We start from the raw sequence: 17,274 nt of genomic DNA, 5'->3' as shown, positions 1-17,274 counted from the left end.
CCCTCTTCTCGGTTCAAACCAAGATCATTGACTGCGGTTGTAGACGACGTCCACCCAGTAGTTCGCTGAACTGGACGTGGTCGGGAAGCTCCCGGCCGGGCCGTACAGGTAGAGCCCGCCGCCCTGCAGCGCGTGCAGCGGCGGGTTGTCCACCCCCGCCGACCCCAGCTGGCCCCAGGTGTAGGAGTAGCGGCCGGCCGGGGCGTGGTAGGTCACCACGTACGTGGTGTTCGCCGTGACGTCCACCGGCGTGGACAGGTTCGCCTGCTGCCAGCCGGCCGCCGTCTCACCGGTGAAGGTCACCTCCGCCAGCTTCGAGCCGCCCTCGGTCCACAGCGCGCCCGTGTGGGTGCCGGAGTTGCCCGGACCCTTGTAGAACCGGATCCCGGTGATCGACCCGTTCTGGTCGGAGCGGAACTTCAGGCCCACCGTCAGCGCGGCGGTGTCGGAGGCGGCCCGCACCGCCGGTCGGGCGCCGTCCGCCCAGATCGAGCACGGGCACTCCCCGGCCGCGGGCGCCGGCTTGGCCGTGGTGAACGTCCAGCTGAACGGCTGCATCTGGTTGCCGTTGCCGTCCTTGGCCCCCGACACCGTCGCGGTGTAGGTGGTCCCGGCCGCCAGCGCCGCCGAGGGGGTGAACGTCACCGTCCGGGTCCCCGCGTCGTAGGCCGCCGATCCGGTGACGCCGTTGACCGCGATCTGGACGGTGGCGGCCTGGACCTCCTCGTCGAAGGCGGCCGACACGGCCGTGTTCGGCGGCACGCTGTTCTCGGTGTCCAGCGGGCTGGTCGCGGTGACCGCGGGCGGGGTGGGGTCGTTGGCCGAGAACACGACGTCCACCCAGTAGTTGGCCGTGCTGCTCTGGGTCGGGAAGCTCCCGGCCGGGCCGTACAGGTAGAGCCCGCCGCCCTGCAGCGCGTGCAGCGGCGGGTTGTCCACCCCCGCCGACCCCAGCTGGCCCCACGTGTAGGAGTAGCGGCCGGCCGGGGCGTGGTAGGTCACCACGTACGTGGTGTTCGCCGTGACGTCCACCGGCGTGGACAGGTTCGCCTGCTGCCAGCCGGCCGTCGTCTCACCGGTGAAGGTCACCTCCGCCAGCTTGGTCCCGGTCGCGCTCCACAACGCGCCCGTGTGGGTGCCGGAGTTGCCCGGGCCCTTGTAGAACCGGATCCCGGTGATCGACCCGGTCCGGTCGGAGCGGAGCTTCAACCCGAGCGTGACGGCCTTGGTGTCGGAGGCCGCGGCGACCGCGGGAGCGGAGGAGTCGGGCCAGATCGAGCACGGACACGTGCCGGGCGGCGGCGTGGCCTTGGCCGTGGTGAACACGAAGCCCTCGGCGACCGCCGCGTTGCCCGCGGCGTCCTTCGCGCCCGAGACCGAGAAGAGGTAGCGGGTGTCGGCGGCCAGCGGAGCGGACGGCGTGAAAGTGAGGACCTTGCCCGTGCCGTCGAGCGCGGCGGTCCCGGCCACCGGGGCGCCGGCGTCCGTGGCGAGCTGGACCTGGGCCGTGCCCGCGGCGATCACCTCGTCGAAGGTGAGCGAGGGCTTGGCCGACGTGGGCACCGAGGACGAACCGGGATGCGGAGAACGGGCCGTCACCTGAGGGGCCCGCGTGTCCGGCGGCTCGACGGAGGAGAAGACGGCGTCCACCCAGTAGTTGGCGCCCTCGTAGGAGGAGGCCGGGAAGCCCGGCGAGCCGTACCGGTAGACGCCGTTGGGCCCGTCGGTGCCGCTCTTCAGGCCGGTCAGCGGCGGGCGCGAGAGCGCCCGCGCCTGGAACCAGCTGTTGTCGGCCGCGAACCCGCCGTTCGGGGCGTAGTAGGACGCGACGTAGGTGGTGCCCGCCGAGACCTGGACCGGGACGGGGAAGGACAGCGTCTGCCAGCCCGCGGCGGTCTCGTCGGTGAAGGTCCCGGTGGCCAGTTGCGCGCCACCGCCGGTCCACAGGGTGCCGGTGTGGGTGCCGGTGTTGCCGGCGCCCTTGTAGAAGCGCACCCCGGTGACCCAGCCGTTCACGGCGGTGCGGAACTTGACGCCGAGCTCGTGCGGGAGGGTCGTGGCGGCCGAGGCCGTCTCGGGAGTCTCGGCGTCGCCGAACAGGCGGCAGGGGCAGTTCACCGTGATCGTACGGCTGGTCACCGCGGTCTGCAGGTTGCCGCTGTCGTCGACGGCACGCACCTGGATCGCGACCGGGCCCTCACCGGTGGCCGGCCAGGCGTAGCTCCAGCTCGCCCGGCCCTTGGCCGGATGCCAGCTCGCCCCTCCGTCCGTGGAGACCTCGACCGCGGCGACCTGGCCGCCGCCGTCGGAGGCCGTGCCGCTGATCGTCACGGTCGCGCCGTTGGCCACGCTCGCCCCGGCGGCGGGCGCGGTGATCACCGTGGTGGGCCTGGTCGCGTCGGTGGACCTGGTCGCCGCGCTCAGCCCGGACTGCAGGCTCGCGGGCTGCACGCCCATGTCGGCGAAGAGGTTCACGGTCGCCTGGCGCATGCGGGTGTCGGGGCCGGCCGGGCCGTCGCCGTCGTGCTCGGCGTCGAGGCCCCAGGACCACTGGACGGTGCCCGCGCCGAACACCAGCGCGCCGCTGGCCGCGCGGTACATCGTCAGGTGGTGGGTGGCCTCTTCCCTGACGTAGGTGTTGCCCCAGTCCTTGAGCTTCTTCTCCGCCGTGGCGGTCGTGGAGGACAGCCGGAACAGGCCGGCCGGGCGGTACCCGTTGTCCGGGTCGAGGTCCCATTCGTACCCGAGCACGCCGTGCGGCAGGGTCGCGGTCTCGCCCGAGGCGAGGCCGGCGATCGAGGTGCCGCGCCAGAAGCGCATCTTGCCGTCGGCCGCGGGGACCTTCATCTCGTCCATGCAGCAGTTGATTGCGAACAACTGCCCGGTCAGCGCGTTCTCGGGGCGGGCCCCGTCCGAGGGCGGGGTGAACCGCGGGTCCCGCCAGGTGCCCGTCCACTCCGGGGAGGGGTCGGTCTTGGCGTTGGCGTGGGTCTCCTTGTAGGTGACGAGCGTGCGGTACGGCGTGCTCGAGGCGTCGATGCTGTTCTCCCAGCGGGTCTTCCAGAACACCTCGTTGCCGGAGAAGAACGCGAGGTTCACCCCGGCGTCCCTGGCCGCCTCGACGTGGGCGCGCTGCTGCTTGGACCAGTATTCGTCGTGGCCCACCGACAGGAACGCCTTGTGGTTGCCGATCAGGTTGCCGCGGCGGTCGCTGTCGATGCCGGTGGTGTAGGAGACGTCGTAGCCGTTGGCCTCCAGCCAGCGCACCATGGGGTACTCGTTGGCGAAGACGAAGTCCCGGCCCCAGGGGGTGTTCTCCCGGCTGGCGAACGGGCGGTTGTAGCTGATCTTGACGGCCCGGTTCGGGGCGACCTGGCTGCTTCCGGTGTAGAAGCTGTTGCCGCCCCAGTCGTTGTAGGCCTGCCAGGTGGTGTCCGAGGTCTGGAAGAGCAGGCCGGAGGTGCCGGCGTCGTTGCGGACGACGAACACCACGTGGTTGTCGTCCTCGACGTCGTCGGTGCGGTTGAGGTAGGCGAAGTAGATGCCCGACACCGCCGTCGAGGGCACCGCCCAGCTCGCGGAGACCGCCCAGTTGCCGCAGTCGACCAGCCCGGTGGCGGCCTGGCTGAGGCAGTCGGGCTGGGTCTGCGGCAGGGTCGCCGACGGGCTGATCGAGGTGATCTTACGGGCGCCGGCCCCGCCGTAGTAGCCCATCCGGTAGATGTCGATCGTGTACGACGTCGCCGGTGTACGGATCTTGAAATTGACGGTCTGCCCGACGTTGACGCTCATGTCGGTGGCGAAGCCCTCGATGGTGTCGCCGCCGTTGATGTTGCGCTCCCACTGCGTCTTGGGAGTCCCCTGCTTGGAGTTCTCGCACACGATGACGCTTCCGCCCGGATCGCACGGACCCGCCGAGAGGATCGGCGGCAGCTGGGGCACCGTGACCGCGGCCGCACCGACCGGATCCGCGGCCGTGCCGACCGGATCCGCGACCGTGCCGGCCAGGGCGGTCTCCGTCCAGAACGTTCCAACCGGCACCACGCCGGCGTCGATCAGGACGATGGCCGCCGCGGCGGCCATCGCGGTCCGGATGTGTGCGGCAATGCGACGCGCGGGAGCTTTCACGCGTCCTCCCAAGGTGCATGAGGCGGGGGGAAACCGCCGGGTGGTCCGATGAGCCGCCGGTGGCGGGCCACGGGTTAGACGTGACAGGAGTGATGCCGGATGACAGGCGATGTGCAGTATTTCCGCTGGTTAAGGTGATTCCGGAGCTGACTGGAAGTCAGCCGCGGGTGCAAGCCCGCCTTCGGTCTCGACGTAGCCCTCGCCCGTCCGGGGGCAGCGCCACCGGCCCTCGCCGTCCGGCTCCAGCCGCACCCCCGCCCTGCCGACCCACCCGATGCGGCGTGCCGGGTTCCCCGCGACGAGGGCGAAGTCCGGCACGTCCCGGCTGACGACGGCACCGGCCGCGACGAGCGCGTAACGCCCGATCTCCCGCCCGGCCACGATCACCGCCCGGGCTCCCACCGAAGCGCCCGTACGGACCACCACCCCCTGGGCGGTCCAGTCCCCGCCTCGCTTGAGACCGCCCGTGACGTCGACCGAACGCGGGTAGACGTCGTTGGTCAGCACGGCGCCGGGTCCCACGAACACCCCGTCCTCGAGCACGGCGGGCTCGTAGACCAGCGCGTAGTTCTGCAGCTTGACGTTGTTCCCGACGCGCACGCCGGTCCCCACGTAGGCGCCGCGACCCACTATGCAGCCGCTGCCCAGCTCAGCGTGCTCCCGCACCTGCGCCAGATGCCAGATCACCGTGCCGGGTCCCAGCTTGGCGCTGGGATCGACGTCGGCGGTGACCGCTATTTGCGGTTCGGTCATCGTGTGCCCCCCTCAGGGTCGATACTGCAGAACTATGGCGATCACGAGTGTTGTCGTCCCCGCCCACAACGAGGGCCGGGTCATCGGCCGGCTGATCGGCGCCCTGCTCCGGGACGCCCGCCCCGGAGAGCTGGACGTCGTGGTGGTGGCCAACGGCTGCGACGACGACACCGCGGACGTCGCGGCCGCGCGGGGCGCGAGGGTGGTCGAGACGCCTGTCCCCTCCAAACGCGAGGCCCTGCGCCTGGGCGACACCGCCGCCCGCGGTTTCCCGCGCGTCTACGTGGACGCGGACGTGGAACTCGGCACCGCGGACGTCCGCGCGCTGCGGGAGGCCCTGGACGGCGGTGTGCTCGCCGCCGCGCCCGAGCGCGTGCTCGCCCTGGCGGGCCGCCCGTGGACCGTCCGCGCCTACTACGCGGTCTGGACCCGCCTGCCCGCCGTGCGGGACGGGCTGTTCGGCCGCGGAGTGATCGCGGTGAGCGAGGAGGGCAACCGGCGGATCATGGACCTGCCGCCCGTCATGGGTGACGATCTGGCGGCCTCCCTGGCGTTCGCGCCGGGCGAGCGGGCGGTCGTCCCCTCCGCCCGCGTGGTGGTCCACCCGCCCCGGACGCTCGCCGACCTGCTGCGCCGCCGTGTCCGCGCCGTCACCGCTGTCGCCGAGATCGCCCGGGGAGAGGCTCAGGAGAACGGCGCCCGCACCGGACTGGGCGACCTGCTCGCGATCGCGCGCCGCGAACCCGGGCTCCTGCCCCACCTGGCCGTCTTCCTCCTGGTCACCCTTGCGGCACGGGTCAGGGCGCGCCGCGCCGTACGGGCGCGTGACTACACCACCTGGCTGCGCGACGAGAGCAGCCGGACCTGACCCGCTCACCGGGCCCTCCGCTGCGCGGTGTACTCGGAGAGCACGATGCGGACGAAGGCCAGGTTGGTCGAGAGGTAGCGGGGCCCGAGCCGTCTCGGTTCCTGCAGCAGCCGGTGCAGCCACTCCAGCCCCAGGCGCTGCCAGGAGCGCGGCGCACGGCGCGTGTACCCGGCCAGGACGTCGAACGACCCGCCGACGCCGTGCACGACGCCGGCCTTGATGCGCCCGGCCCACTCGGCGAGGAAGATCTCCTTCTTGGGCGAGGTCATGCCGAGGAACAGCAGGTCCGGACCGGCTCCGCCGATCTCCCCGGCCACCTCGCCGGCCTCGTGGTCGGCGAAGTAGCCGTCACGCGCCCCGGCGACGACCAGGCCGGGGTACCGGCGGCGCACCTCGGTGAGCATCCGCCCCAGGACGTCCGGCCGGGCGCCCAGGAAGTACACCCGCCAGCCGCGGCGGCTCCCCTCCTCCATGAGCGAGGTGAAGAGGTCGATGCCGGCGACCCGCTCGGGGAGCGGCTGCCCGAGCACCCGCGAGGCCCAGACCACCGACTGCCCGTCGGCCAGCACCAGGTCGCAGGAGGTGACCGAGTCCCGCAGACGCCTGTCGGCGCGCATATGCACGATCTTCGCCGCGTTGAGCACCCCGACGGTCAGGTTCTCCCGGGCCGCGACGGCCACGGCGCACCTCGCCACCGCCTCCTCCAGGGTCAGCGCGTCCAGGCTCAGCCCGAGGAAGGAGCTGCGCGGCGCGACCGTCGTCATCGCCCTCCCCGCCCCGGCGAGAACAGCCAGGCGTACAGCAGCCATCCCAGCTCGTACGGCCGGCACTCCCGGTCGACCACCACAGGCGGGTAGATCCGGTCGAGCACCCCGACCTTCGTACCGGAGCTGATCGCCGTGGCCACCGCCCGGACCCCGCGGACCAGCTTGCGCGGGTCCTCCCGGGCCGCCTTGCGCCAGGTGAGGTCGAGCTCCTCGACGATCAGTTCCTGCGCCGTCTCGGGGCGGGAGAGCATCCAGCCCAGCCCGCGCGCGATCTCCCCGGTGCGGTCCGTGCCGCCGGCGTCCGCCAGGTCGAGGAGCGCCATCGGCGCCATGGAGAGCTGGTGCACGCTGTAGACGGGGTATCCCTCGACGACCGCGCCCGTACGCGCGTCGTAGTGCCACCACCACTGGCCCTCGGCGCCCTGCGCCTCGCAGATGCCCTCGGCGACCTGCTCGGCGGCCCGCAGCGCCTCGCCGTCGCCGGTGAGCGCGTGCACCCTGGCCAGCGCCTGCAGCGGGTAGACCTGGTCGGCGAAGCAGCCCACGTGCGCGCGGTACCAGGGAGCGCTCCCCAGCACGTGGCGGTAGAGCCGGTCGCCCTTCAGGCCGTCGAGCAGGCGGCGCAGAGCCCGCTCCATCCGGTCGTCGAGCCCGGACCCGCCCGCCGTGCGGGCGGCGGCGAGCGCGGCCAGCGCCCAGGCCGCCTCCACGGTGTACACCCCGTCGCCGGAGCGCGACGCGTCGTCCAGCTCGGCGAGGCGGCCGAGGGCGGCCTCCAGGTCGTGATGGCCCGTCTCGGCCGCCGCCCAGCAGATCAGGGCCGCGTCCCCGAGGCCGGTCACCTCCGGGGACCGTTTGACCAGGCGGCCGGCCAGGTCGAGCGCGGTGTCGCCGGAGAGCGCGGCGCGCTGGCGGTCGGGGGGAAGCGTGGCGGCGCCGAGCGCGACGATCGCGCTGTAGCGGATGCTGCGTCCCTCGGGGACGGCCGTCCACCGGCCGTCGGCGCCGAGGGCTCCGCGGCGCGTGAAGACGAACTCCCCGTCGACGTAGCCGGGCGGCAGGCCCCGCACCGCCAGGTCGAGCATGCGCTCGACCAGCTCGGCGGAGACCCCGTCGCTCTCGGCGAGCCGGCGGAGACGATCGCTGTGGCGGGTCATCCGCCCACCCCCCATTTCGTTCGACCAGACGATGCCGCGTGCTTGAATCGGGAACAGTGATTTAGCGATATAAGGCCAGACATATTCAATTTTCTCCTGATATTTGAAACTCGCGGTTAACGGCGGTCGTCCCAGCCCCCACGCCATTCGGCCCTGGCCTTCCAGAGCGGGAGCCAGTCGGACCGCGAGGTCGTCGGGCGTCCCTGCCGCTCCGCGCTCGGCGGCGCCACGCCCCGGCTGGCCGTCGCGCGCAGCCACACCCCCGCCTGGAGCAGCGCCAGGCCGAGCCCGCGGGTCGCGGGCGGGAAATGGCGGCGGACCACGGTCGCCTTCCCCGTGTAAAGGAGCATCATTTTGCGCAGACTGGTTGAGGACATTCCGCCCGGATGCAGAAAAACCGCACGAGCGGTCACCATGGGCCGGAAACCGGCGGCCGCTGCGCGCAGGCAGAGGTCGGCGTCCTCCCCGTACATGAAGATGCGCGTGTCGAATCCGCCGACGCGGTCCCAGAGCGCGCGCTCGACCAGCATCAGCGCGCCCGTGACGATCGGCACCCGGCGCGTCTCGTCCGGATCGCCGGACCACGGGCGCGGCGACTCCGGGTCGAGGCGGGGGTGGCCGGGGAAGACCGTGGACAGCCCGGTGCCGAAGCAGAACAGCGACCACAGCGTGGGCCGCCCCCACCAGGACCGGGGGTCGCTCTCCCCGGCGTCGGTGACGCAGCGCCCGCCGACGATCCCGGCGTCAGGATGCCGCTCGGCGCAGGCGATCAGCTCGGACAGCGCCCCGGCCTGCACCTCGGCGTCGGGATTGACGAAGACCAGGTACCGGCCTCGGGCGGCCTCCGCTCCCGCGACGCACCCCTCGGCGAACCCGCCGTTGCGCTCCCGCGCCACGACCTTCGCCCACGGCGCCGTCTCCCGCACGGCGTCCACGGTCCCGTCCCCGGAGTTGTTGTCCACGACGACGACCTCGGCGTCGAGGCCCTTGGTGGCGCTCTCCAGCGCCGCCAGGCAGCGGCCGATGTAGCCACCGCTCCGGTAGGTCACGACGATCACAGAGAGCTTCATCCGTCGTCCTCCACGGCAGCAGGTGAGTAGGCGTCGCGCAGCAGCAACCGCGGTCTCCCGGTCCCGTCGGCGGGGACCGCCCACACGTCGCTGGAGTCACCGCGCACCTTGGCGTACATCACGGTCCCGGAGTCGAGCCACGCCGCCTGGTCGTCCACGTTCCCGGTCTCCGCGAGCGGTCTCTCCCCGCCCGTGCCCAGCTCCAGGACGTGCAGCCGCCACGGGCCGGCGGCGTCGCCGGTCCGCTTCTTGTAGACGACCCGGGTGCCGTCCGGGGAGAGCGACGGGCACTCGGCGTTCTCCCGCAGCACCTCCATCCGGCCGGCGGAGACGCTGCCCCGTACGAGGTGGACCACGCCGCCGGTGGAGGCGGAGGCGTAGAAGGTGTCCTCGTCCCGGGCGAACGTGACCCCCCAGTAGTTGAGATCCGCCTCCTCGACCCGCCGGCCCTCGCGGAAGAGCGCGAACCGCTCCAGGCTCTGGACCACCTCCCCGGTGCGCGTGTCGAGCAGCCCGGTCCGCGTCGACATGCCCGAGGTCAGGTAGGAGTCGCCGCTGACGAACACGGTCCAGGCCACCAGGTGGCCCGCGGCCGACACCCGCGCCCGGCTCGGCACGCCGGGCAACTCCACGCTCCGCGTCTCCCTCAGGCCGCGGTCCAGGATCCGTGCGTGGTAGCGGGTGACCGCGCCGCGCTCGGCCCGCAGGCACACCGCCGTGCCCGCCGCTGCGTAGAACCTGGCGCACGTCTGCGGCGCGACCGTACGGCTCCCGCCCGCCTCCCCCGCCACGTGCCCGTTGTCCGGTCCGGCCCCGGCGGCCAGGAACATCAGCCCTCCCAGCCGCACCGGCCCGCGGACCGCGTCCGGAGGGCCCGCCCCGGCGGCGGTGGCGGCGTCGCGCCGGCCCGCGGCCCAGAGCGTGTAACCGCCGGCCGCGCCCGCGAGGAGCAGGGCGGCCAGCGCCAGGACCAGCGACCGGGTTCTGAGGCTCATGGGACCCCCGCCCTGGATCGCAGCGGCGGCAGCGCGACCGCGACCGCGACGGCCAGGCCGCCCGCCATGACCGCCACGGACGCCTGGGGGCCCCACGCCGACCAGAGCAGGCCGAACAGCCAGGAGGCCGCCATCGCGGCGAGGGCCTGCCCCGTCTGGATCACCGCGAGTCCCGTCGCCCTCTGGTGCTCGGGCAGCAGGGGCCCGGCGAGCGCGCTGACCACGCCGTCGGTCGCGGCATAGGAGAGGCCGCGCAGCAGCAGCACTGCCACCAGCGGCGCGAGGCCGTCGCCGATCAGGAGCAGCGCGTAGCAGGCGAGCATCGTCAGGTATCCGCCAGCGACCACGGTCCCCCGGCCGACGCGGTCGGCCAGCCGGCCCAGCGGCACCGCCGCCGCCAGGTAGGCGAGGGAGACGCCGACGGGGAAGAGCGGCAGCCACCCCACCGCGATGTCGAACCGGCGCTGGAGCAGCAGGTAGAGGAACCCGTCGCTGATCGTCGCCAGCGACAGCGGCACGACGGCGAGCAGCACCCTGCGGAACGGCCCCGGCCCGAGCAGAGCGGTCGCGGCCCGGAGCGTCACCTTCGGCCGCTCCGACGTGACGCCCCGCGGCTCGCCGACGAAGAGGGCGAGCACGAGCACGCCGAGCACCGCCACGCAGAAGGCGGCCACGAACACCGCGTCGTAGGCGTCGGCCGCCAGCCACAGCACGCCGAATGCGGCCACCGGTCCCAGCAGCGCCCCGGTGGTGTCGAGCGCCCGGTGCAGGCCGAAGGCCCGGCCCTGGCTCTCCGGCGACACGCTCAATGAGATCATCGCGTCGCGCGGCGCCGTTCTGAGCCCCTTGCCGGCGCGGTCCACGCCGATCACCAAGCCGATCAGCGGCACGGAGCCGCCCGCCGCGAGGAGCCCCAGCTTGCTCGCCGCGGACATGCCGTAGCCGGCTCCCGCCACCAGCTTGCGCCGCCGGAACCGGTCCGCGACGTGCCCGCCCGCCAGGCGCAGCACGGCGGTGGCCCCGGTGTAGACCCCGTCCAGCAGGCCGAACTGCAACGTGCTCACGCCCAGGCCGAAGACCAGATACAGCGGCAGGACCGCGGCGACCATCTCCGAGGAGACGTCGGTGAGCAGGCTGACCGTTCCCAGGGCCAGGACGTTGCCCGCGAGATGTCGGCCGGCTCCGCCGGACGGGGTGCCGGCCACCCGGGACTCCGACAAGTACATCAGCCCGTTCCCACCAGAACCGGCCAGGCCTGCCGCAGCGCCTCCCGCCACTCGCGCATCGGCTCCAGGCCGGCCGCCGCCCAGCGGGCATGGCCGAGCACGCTGTAGGGCGGCCGGACCGCCGCACGCGTGTAGGCCGCGCTGGAGACCGGCCGCACCCGGTCGGGGTCGGCTCCGAGCAGCGTGAATATCTCCCTGGCCAGCCCGTACCAGGTCGTCTCGCCGGAGCTGGTCGCGTGGTAGACCCCCGGGGCGGCGTCGGAGCGCGCCAGCCGGATCAGCCCGGCGGCCAGGTCGTCGGTCCAGGTGGGCTGGCCCCGCTGGTCGTCGACGACGTCCAGCGTCTCCCGCTCGCCGGCCAGGCTGATGATCGTCCGTACGAAGTTCCGCCCCGACCCGCCGTACAGCCAGGCGGTGCGCACGACGAAGCCGGAGTCGGGCAGCGTGGACAGCACGGCCCGCTCGCCGGCGAGCTTGGTGCGGCCGTAGGCGTTGAGCGGCCCGGTCTGCCCGTCCTCCCGGTACGGTTCGCGCGCCGTACCGGAGAAGACGTAGTCCGTGGAGGGCTGGATCAACCGCGCGCCGAGCTCGGCGCAGGCCAGGGCGATCTCCTGGACGGCGTCCCCGTTGACGGCCTGCGCCTCCTCCTCCCGCGTCTCGGCCTCGTCCACCAGGGTCCAGGCCGCACAGTTGACCACGATGTCGGGTTTGGCGGTCATGACCGCCTCGCGTACGGCACGCGCGTCGACGATGTCGAGGTCGGCACGGCCCAGGGCCACCACGTGCTCGCCGCCCTCGCCCCCGAGACGGCTCACCAGGTCGGTGCCGAGCATGCCGCCCGCGCCGGCCACCAGCCAGCGGGCCATCAGTGTGACTCTCTCAGGGGCTTCCACCACTCCGGGTTGTCGACGTACCAGCGGACGGTCTCGTCCAGGCCCTTCCGGAAGTCGACCCCGGCCCGGTATCCCATCCAGCGCAGCCTGCCGTCGTCCAGGGAGTAGCGGCGGTCGTGCCCCTTGCGGTCCTCGACGTGCTCGACCATCTCCCATCCCACCCCGCAGGCCTCCAGGATCCGCTCGGTCAGCTCCAGGTTGCTCACCTCCGCCGTGCCGGCGATGTGGTAGACCTCGCCGGGCTCGCCCTTCTCCGCCACCAGCCGGATGCCCGCGCAGTGGTCGTCGACGTGGACCCAGTCGCGGACGTTGCCGCCGTCGCCGTAGAGCGGGACCCTGCGCCCCTGGAGGAGATTGGTGACGAAGAACGGGATCACCTTCTCCGGGAACTGACGGGGGCCGTAGTTGTTGCCGCAGCGGGTGATGGAGACCGGAAGCCCGTGGGTGATCGCGTAGGACCGGGCGATCATGTCTCCGCCCGCCTTCGAGGCCGCGTACGGCGAGCGCGGGGACAGCGGGGCGGCCTCGTTCCAGGAGCCGGAGTCGATCGACCCGTACACCTCGTCGGTGGAGACCTGCACCACGCGCGGGACGCCCGCGTCGAGGCAGGCCTGCATGAGCGTCTGGACGCCCATGACGTTGGTCCGCACGAACTCGGCGGCGCCCTCGATCGACCGGTCCACGTGGGACTCCGCCGCGAAGTTGACGACGACGTCGTGGCCGGGGACCACCTGGGACAGGAGCACGGGGTCGCAGATGTCGCCGTGCACGAACGTGTGGGGGACCCCTTCGAGATTGGCCGGGTTGCCCGCGTAGGTGAGCTTGTCGAGGACCGTCACCGCGATCCCGTCGGCCGCCAGCATGCGGGTGTAGGCCGAGCCGATGAACCCGGCTCCGCCGGTGACCAGGACGCGCGCGGGCTCCCGGGTGGACGCTGTCATGAGCTGATCTGGACCTTGCTGTGATCGCCCAGCACGAGGCGGTGGGCTCGGGGTGTGGCGGGTGCGGGGGTGACCTCGACGTCGTGGCCGATGAGTGAGGCCTCGATCCGGGACACGCCGGAGATCGAGGCCCTGGGCAGCACGATCGAGTATTCGATCTCGCTGCCGCTGACCAGGCAGTCCGTGGCGATGGAGGTGAACGGGCCGACGTAGCTGTCCAGGATCCGCGCCCCGGAGCCGATGATCGCCGGGCCGACGACACGGGAGCGCTCGACCACGGCGCCGGGTTCCACGACCACCCGGCCGATCAGCTCGCTGGCGCCGTCCACCCGGCCGTCCGTCCGGGCCTCCAGGGACTCCAGGACCAGCCGGTTGACCTCCAGCATGTCGGTGACGTTGCCGGTGTCCTTCCAGTAGCCCGTGATGACGTCCGACTCGACCCGCAGCCCCTCCTCGATCAGCCACTGGATCGCGTCGGTGATCTCCAGCTCCCCCCGCCACGAGGGCTTGAGCTCGGCCACCGCCTGGTGGATCGCGGGCGTGAAGAGGTAGACGCCGACGAGCGCCAGGTCGCTCTTGGGCGTGACCGGCTTCTCCTCCAGCCCGACCACCCGCCCCTCGGCGTCGAGCTCGGCGACGCCGAACTGCCGGGGGTCCCCGACCCGGGTGAGCATGATCTGCGCGGCGGGCCGGTCGCGGCCGAACCTCTCCACGATGCCGTCGATGCCGCCGACGATGAAGTTGTCGCCGAGGTACATGACGAAGTCGTCGTCGGCGAGGTAGTCGCGGGCGATCAGCACGGCGTGGGCCAGCCCGAGCGGCGCCTCCTGCCGCAGGTAGGTCACCCGCAGCCCGAACGCGGAGCCGTCGCCGACGGCCGCCTCGATCTCGGCGTGGGTGTCGCCGACCACGAGGCCCAGCTCGCGGACGCCCGCGGCGGCGATGGCCTCCAGACCGTAGAAGAGCACGGGTTTGTTGGCCACGGGAACGAGCTGCTTGGCGGAGGTGTGGGTGATCGGCCGCAGCCGCGTGCCCGACCCTCCGGCCAGCACGAGAGCTTTCACGTTCAGTATGCCCCTTCTCCGCTGGTGACGACGCTCCAGGTCTTCCAGAGGATCTGCAGGTCGAGGAAGAGCGACCAGTTCTCGACGTAGCGCAGGTCCAGCCGGACCGACTCCTCCCAGGTCAGGTCGGAGCGGCCGCTGACCTGCCACAGACCGGTCATGCCGGGCTTGACCACCAGGCGGCGGCGGACGTCGGCGCCGTACTGCTCGACCTCCTCGGGCAGCGGGGGGCGGGGCCCGACCAGCGACATCTCGCCTCGGACCACGTTGAGCAGCTGGGGCAGCTCGTCGACGGAGTAACGCCGCAGGAAGGCCCCGATCGGGGTGACCCTTGGATCGTTCCGCATCTTGAAGAGAACCCCGTCGAACTCGTTCTCCTCGAGCAGCAGCATCTTGAGCCGTTCGGCGTCGTTGACCATGGTGCGGAACTTGACGACCCGGAACTCCCTGCCACCCTTGCCGATCCTGGCCTGCCGGAACAGCGCCGGACCCGGGCTGGTCGCGCGGATCAGCGCCGCGATCACCAGCATGGGCACCGCCAGGACGAGCAGGGCGAGACCGGCTCCGCAGCGGTCGAAGAGGTTCTTCGTCCAGTATTTGGCGCCCTCGAACTCGGGGTGCTCGACGTGGAGCAGCGGCATCCCCGCCACCGGGCGGATGCTGACGCGCGGGCCCGCGACGTCCATGAGCGCGGGCGCCACGAACAGGTCGGTGCGATCGCTCTCCAACTGCCAGGCGAGCCGGCGCAGCGCGGCGCCGTCCAGCTCCGGGCAGGCCAGGACGGCCACCGCGTCGGCCTTGACCTTGACCACCACCTCGGGAACGTCGGTGAAGTCCCCGAACACCGGGATCCCGTCGACGTCCACGACATCGGCGCCGGGCGGCAGGCAGGCGGCGACCACGGTCATCCCGTGGTACGGCTGCCTGCGCAACTGGACCACCAGGTCGAGCACCGACTCCCGGTGTCCGACGGCGACCACCTGGCGCATGTATTCGCCGGTGGCACGCCTCCGGTGGAGCCGCTTGCGCATCCGGTAGCGGAAGAAAATCGTGAGGAAAAGAGCGAGAGGGAACATTGCCATGACAAAACTCCTGGCTATGTTCGTCTGCGTCGCATAGGCGCCTATCGCGACGGCCGCCGTGAGACCGACCCCGCCCTCGAAAACCGCCCGGAACTCCTCGGTGCCCTCGCCGTGCGCGCGGCGGCGGTAGGCGCCGCCCAGCGCCAGCACCGGCGGCCAGGCCAGGGCGAGTCCCAGCCCCAGCGCCGCCTCCGTCATCGGGATGTAGGCACCGAGCCAGAGCCTGGCCCCCAGCACCACCTCGCACGCGAGCACCGCGCACGCGAGGTCTCCGGCCACCAGGATCCGGGCATAGGAGCGTGTCCAGATGCTTGAAGCAGTCCGAGCCGCACCATCGAGGAGCACGACAGCGGGCCCCTCAGTCCCCACCCGCATACCACCCCACCCAACTGCCTCCGCATTAACCGTTAAGAGACGTACGTCGAACCTCAACGGTTTACAGATTTCTCAAATGCATCAGGCGCGTTAGTAACAGTGGAAATCATAGTGATCAAGATTCACGAGCGGAATAGCAGCCGCCTGTCCACTATCGGCCGAGATAACCGCATCGTCACACCTTGACGGAACGGTCCAACCATGCACCTGAGACCCCTCGCACCCGCCGGGCAACGGGCGGGCAGGCCGCCGGGGACGGCCCTCGGTCAGGGCAGCCGGCTCCCGGCGGGACCGGCTACTTCGGGGGGCCGGGCAGCTCGTCCTTGACGGCGGGGATCATCGTGGTGCCGAGCCCGTCCTCGTCCGCGCCCACCGAGCCGTTCTTGGCCGGGTCCGCCCCGTGGGCCCCGGTCGCCCGCGCCGCGCTCTCGGCGACCTGCGAGGGGATCACCACGGAGCCCAGGATCTCCGCGCCCACCTGGTCGAGCTGGCGGATGCCTTCGCGGATGTCCGTGTAACGGGTCCTGGGGACCTCGACGACCATCAGCACCAGGTCGGCGTGCTGGGCGAGCGCCTGCGCGTCCGCACCCGACGTCGTGGGAGGCGCCTGGACCACGATGTAGCGGCACCGGTCGCGCAAGGAGTCGATCATGCGGGCCATGCGCTCGCCCTGGAGCATGTCGACGACCTGCTCGGTCACCGCGCCGCGCGGGATGACCCGGAGCGACGGGGGCATCGACGCCCGGGTCTCCGCCTGCGCCAGTGTCGAGGTGCCGAGCAGCACCTCTGAGAGCCCCGGCGTGTCGTCCACCCCCAGCAGCTCGCCGCTGACCGGCGATCCGAGGTCGGCGCTGACCAGCATGACGTCCGAGCCCGTCCGGGCGAGCGCAGCGGCGAGGTTGACCGCCACGATGCCCGCCCCCCGCCCCTCGGAGGCCGCGGTCACCAGCACGACCTGGTTGGCCGGCCCCCCGCCGAGCCGGGCGGCGATGCCGTGGCAGAGCTCGTGGAAGCGCTGGCCGACGCGGCTGCGCGCCGACTCCAGACCGAGGGCGACGGTTCTGCGGCTGCTGGGCAGGTTGAGCAGCACCTCGACGCCCAGCACCCGCCGCAGGTCGGTCGCGGCACGCACCTGCTTGTCGGAGCGGTCTGCCAGGACGGCTCCCGCGACCCCCAGCATCAGGCCGACCAGCAGACCGGCCGGGAGGAACATGACCGGGTTGGGGAAGGCCGCCTTCGTGGGCGGCGTCGCCTGGTCGATCACCTCTCCGACCGTCACCCCGACGGCCTCGATCTGGATGTCGGCGAGCTTGGAGCTGAACGACTGAAGCTGCCCGTTGAAGAACTGCCGTTGGTCGGCGTTGTCCTCCGGCACCGCCTTGAGCTGCGCGGAGAGCGAGCTGATCTGATCCTGAAGGGCGCGGATCTGCTTCCTGTACCGCTGGTCCACCCGAGCGCGCCGGGCGGTCAGGTAGACGGTGGCGAAGGCGTTGGCCCCCTCGCTGGCCTCGGCCGGGGTGGGGCCCTCGAAACGGATGTCGAGCAGCCCCGAGTCCTGGGGTGCGGTGACGCTGAGCCGCTCGGCGAGATCCGCCGTGCCGGCGTCGGTCCCGAGCGACTGCCGGACCTTCCTGAGCACCTCCGCACTGCGCACCCGGCCCGCCTCGGTCTCGAGGTTGACCTGGTCGTCTCGGGTGTTCTGGTCCGTGGCGGTGACGAGCACGGTCGCCTCCGCGGTGTACACCTCGGGCAGGTACACCACGGCCAGGGCGGAGAGGGCCACGCCGAGCATCGCGCTCACCGCGATGATCCACCAGCGCCGTGCCAGCAGCGCGGCGTAGTCGGCGACCTCGGTGACATCCGTACGGGGCGTCGAACTCACCGGATCCACCCCTCACATCTGTGACACAACGTCACACAGAATACCCTTGCCTGGGACGGTTTATATCTGACTA

At 72.1% G+C, this 17,274-nt stretch carries 13 protein-coding genes; 1 reads left to right on the top strand and 12 read right to left on the bottom strand.

Going from position 1 to position 17,274, the window contains the following annotated elements; genetic code table 11:
• Window positions 1-24: 24 nt before the first annotated feature.
• Both HS041_RS39945 and HS041_RS06645 read right to left on the bottom strand, forming a co-directional pair.
• Window positions 25-4,128 (bottom strand): DUF4082 domain-containing protein, encoded by a 4,104-nt coding sequence (locus HS041_RS39945; RefSeq protein WP_196439603.1) that lies wholly within the window; start codon window positions 4,126-4,128, stop codon window positions 25-27.
• Window positions 4,129-4,257: 129 nt separating this feature from the next.
• Entirely contained in the window at window positions 4,258-4,881 is a 624-nt protein-coding gene (locus HS041_RS06645) for an acyltransferase (protein ID WP_196439602.1), read from the bottom strand.
• A 34-nt stretch (window positions 4,882-4,915) separates the two neighbouring features.
• On the opposite strand from HS041_RS06645, the gene HS041_RS06640 reads away from it, so the two are divergent.
• Complete coding sequence (locus HS041_RS06640) at window positions 4,916-5,749, top strand: glycosyltransferase (RefSeq protein WP_196439601.1); 834 nt, start codon at window positions 4,916-4,918, stop codon at window positions 5,747-5,749.
• 5 nt (window positions 5,750-5,754) lie between these two features.
• Here the strand turns inward: HS041_RS06640 and HS041_RS06635 are convergent, their stop codons facing one another.
• From HS041_RS06635 to HS041_RS06590, 10 genes are all read right to left on the bottom strand, one after another.
• Window positions 5,755-6,513 (bottom strand): WecB/TagA/CpsF family glycosyltransferase, encoded by a 759-nt coding sequence (locus HS041_RS06635; protein ID WP_196439600.1) that lies wholly within the window; start codon window positions 6,511-6,513, stop codon window positions 5,755-5,757.
• On the bottom strand, window positions 6,510-7,673 hold the full coding sequence (locus HS041_RS06630; RefSeq protein WP_196439599.1) for a hypothetical protein: 1,164 nt from the start codon (window positions 7,671-7,673) through the stop codon (window positions 6,510-6,512). Before HS041_RS06630 ends, HS041_RS06635 begins: the two co-directional genes overlap by 4 nt.
• Window positions 7,674-7,789: 116 nt before the next feature.
• Window positions 7,790-8,743, bottom strand: coding sequence for a glycosyltransferase family 2 protein (locus HS041_RS06625; RefSeq protein ID WP_196439598.1), 954 nt, complete (start codon window positions 8,741-8,743; stop codon window positions 7,790-7,792).
• The gene (locus HS041_RS06620) at window positions 8,740-9,738 is read right to left on the bottom strand and encodes a TolB-like translocation protein (RefSeq protein ID WP_196439597.1); all 999 of its coding nucleotides are present in this window, start codon (window positions 9,736-9,738) and stop codon (window positions 8,740-8,742) included. The genes HS041_RS06625 and HS041_RS06620 overlap by 4 nt, the downstream gene beginning before the upstream one ends.
• Window positions 9,735-10,964 carry an MFS transporter gene (locus HS041_RS06615; RefSeq protein ID WP_196439596.1) on the bottom strand — a complete coding sequence of 410 codons (1,230 nt, stop codon included), beginning with the start codon at window positions 10,962-10,964 and terminating at the stop codon, window positions 9,735-9,737. Before HS041_RS06615 ends, HS041_RS06620 begins: the two co-directional genes overlap by 4 nt.
• Complete coding sequence (gene rfbD / locus HS041_RS06610; protein ID WP_196439595.1) at window positions 10,964-11,830, bottom strand: dTDP-4-dehydrorhamnose reductase; 867 nt, start codon at window positions 11,828-11,830, stop codon at window positions 10,964-10,966. Before rfbD ends, HS041_RS06615 begins: the two co-directional genes overlap by 1 nt.
• Window positions 11,830-12,798 (bottom strand): dTDP-glucose 4,6-dehydratase, encoded by a 969-nt coding sequence (gene rfbB / locus HS041_RS06605; protein ID WP_196439594.1) that lies wholly within the window; start codon window positions 12,796-12,798, stop codon window positions 11,830-11,832. The genes rfbD and rfbB overlap by 1 nt, the downstream gene beginning before the upstream one ends.
• The gene (locus HS041_RS06600) at window positions 12,795-13,862 is read right to left on the bottom strand and encodes a glucose-1-phosphate thymidylyltransferase (protein ID WP_196439593.1); all 1,068 of its coding nucleotides are present in this window, start codon (window positions 13,860-13,862) and stop codon (window positions 12,795-12,797) included. Before HS041_RS06600 ends, rfbB begins: the two co-directional genes overlap by 4 nt.
• A gap of 2 nt (window positions 13,863-13,864) precedes the next feature.
• Window positions 13,865-15,319, bottom strand: a complete 1,455-nt coding sequence (locus tag HS041_RS06595; protein WP_196439592.1) for a sugar transferase — start codon at window positions 15,317-15,319, stop codon at window positions 13,865-13,867.
• 295 nt (window positions 15,320-15,614) lie between these two features.
• The gene (locus HS041_RS06590; protein WP_196439591.1) at window positions 15,615-17,201 is read right to left on the bottom strand and encodes a tyrosine-protein kinase domain-containing protein; all 1,587 of its coding nucleotides are present in this window, start codon (window positions 17,199-17,201) and stop codon (window positions 15,615-15,617) included.
• Between the last annotated feature and the right edge of the window lie 73 nt (window positions 17,202-17,274).

Origin of the sequence: Planomonospora sp. ID67723, from assembly GCF_015711605.1 — a bacterium.
Taxonomy (GTDB): Bacteria; Actinomycetota; Actinomycetes; order Streptosporangiales; family Streptosporangiaceae; genus Planomonospora_A.
The sequence above is the reverse complement of the archived record's forward strand: the minus strand, read 5'-3'. Positions and strand labels throughout refer to the sequence as shown.

Bases quoted from the DNA above. Each gene is read 5' to 3' on its own strand.
- HS041_RS06620 (WP_196439597.1), bottom strand. From the start codon at position 9,738: ATGAGCCTCAGAACCCGGTCGCTGGTCCTGGCGCTGGCCGCCCTGCTC.
- HS041_RS06625 (WP_196439598.1), bottom strand. From the start codon at position 8,743: ATGAAGCTCTCTGTGATCGTCGTGACCTACCGGAGCGGTGGCTACATC.
- rfbD (WP_196439595.1), bottom strand. From the start codon at position 11,830: ATGGCCCGCTGGCTGGTGGCCGGCGCGGGCGGCATGCTCGGCACCGAC.
- HS041_RS06630 (WP_196439599.1), bottom strand. From the start codon at position 7,673: ATGACCCGCCACAGCGATCGTCTCCGCCGGCTCGCCGAGAGCGACGGG.
- HS041_RS06640 (WP_196439601.1), top strand. From the start codon at position 4,916: ATGGCGATCACGAGTGTTGTCGTCCCCGCCCACAACGAGGGCCGGGTC.
- rfbB (WP_196439594.1), bottom strand. From the start codon at position 12,798: ATGACAGCGTCCACCCGGGAGCCCGCGCGCGTCCTGGTCACCGGCGGA.
- HS041_RS06595 (WP_196439592.1), bottom strand. From the start codon at position 15,319: ATGCGGGTGGGGACTGAGGGGCCCGCTGTCGTGCTCCTCGATGGTGCG.
- HS041_RS06615 (WP_196439596.1), bottom strand. From the start codon at position 10,964: ATGTACTTGTCGGAGTCCCGGGTGGCCGGCACCCCGTCCGGCGGAGCC.
- HS041_RS06645 (WP_196439602.1), bottom strand. From the start codon at position 4,881: ATGACCGAACCGCAAATAGCGGTCACCGCCGACGTCGATCCCAGCGCC.
- HS041_RS06635 (WP_196439600.1), bottom strand. From the start codon at position 6,513: ATGACGACGGTCGCGCCGCGCAGCTCCTTCCTCGGGCTGAGCCTGGAC.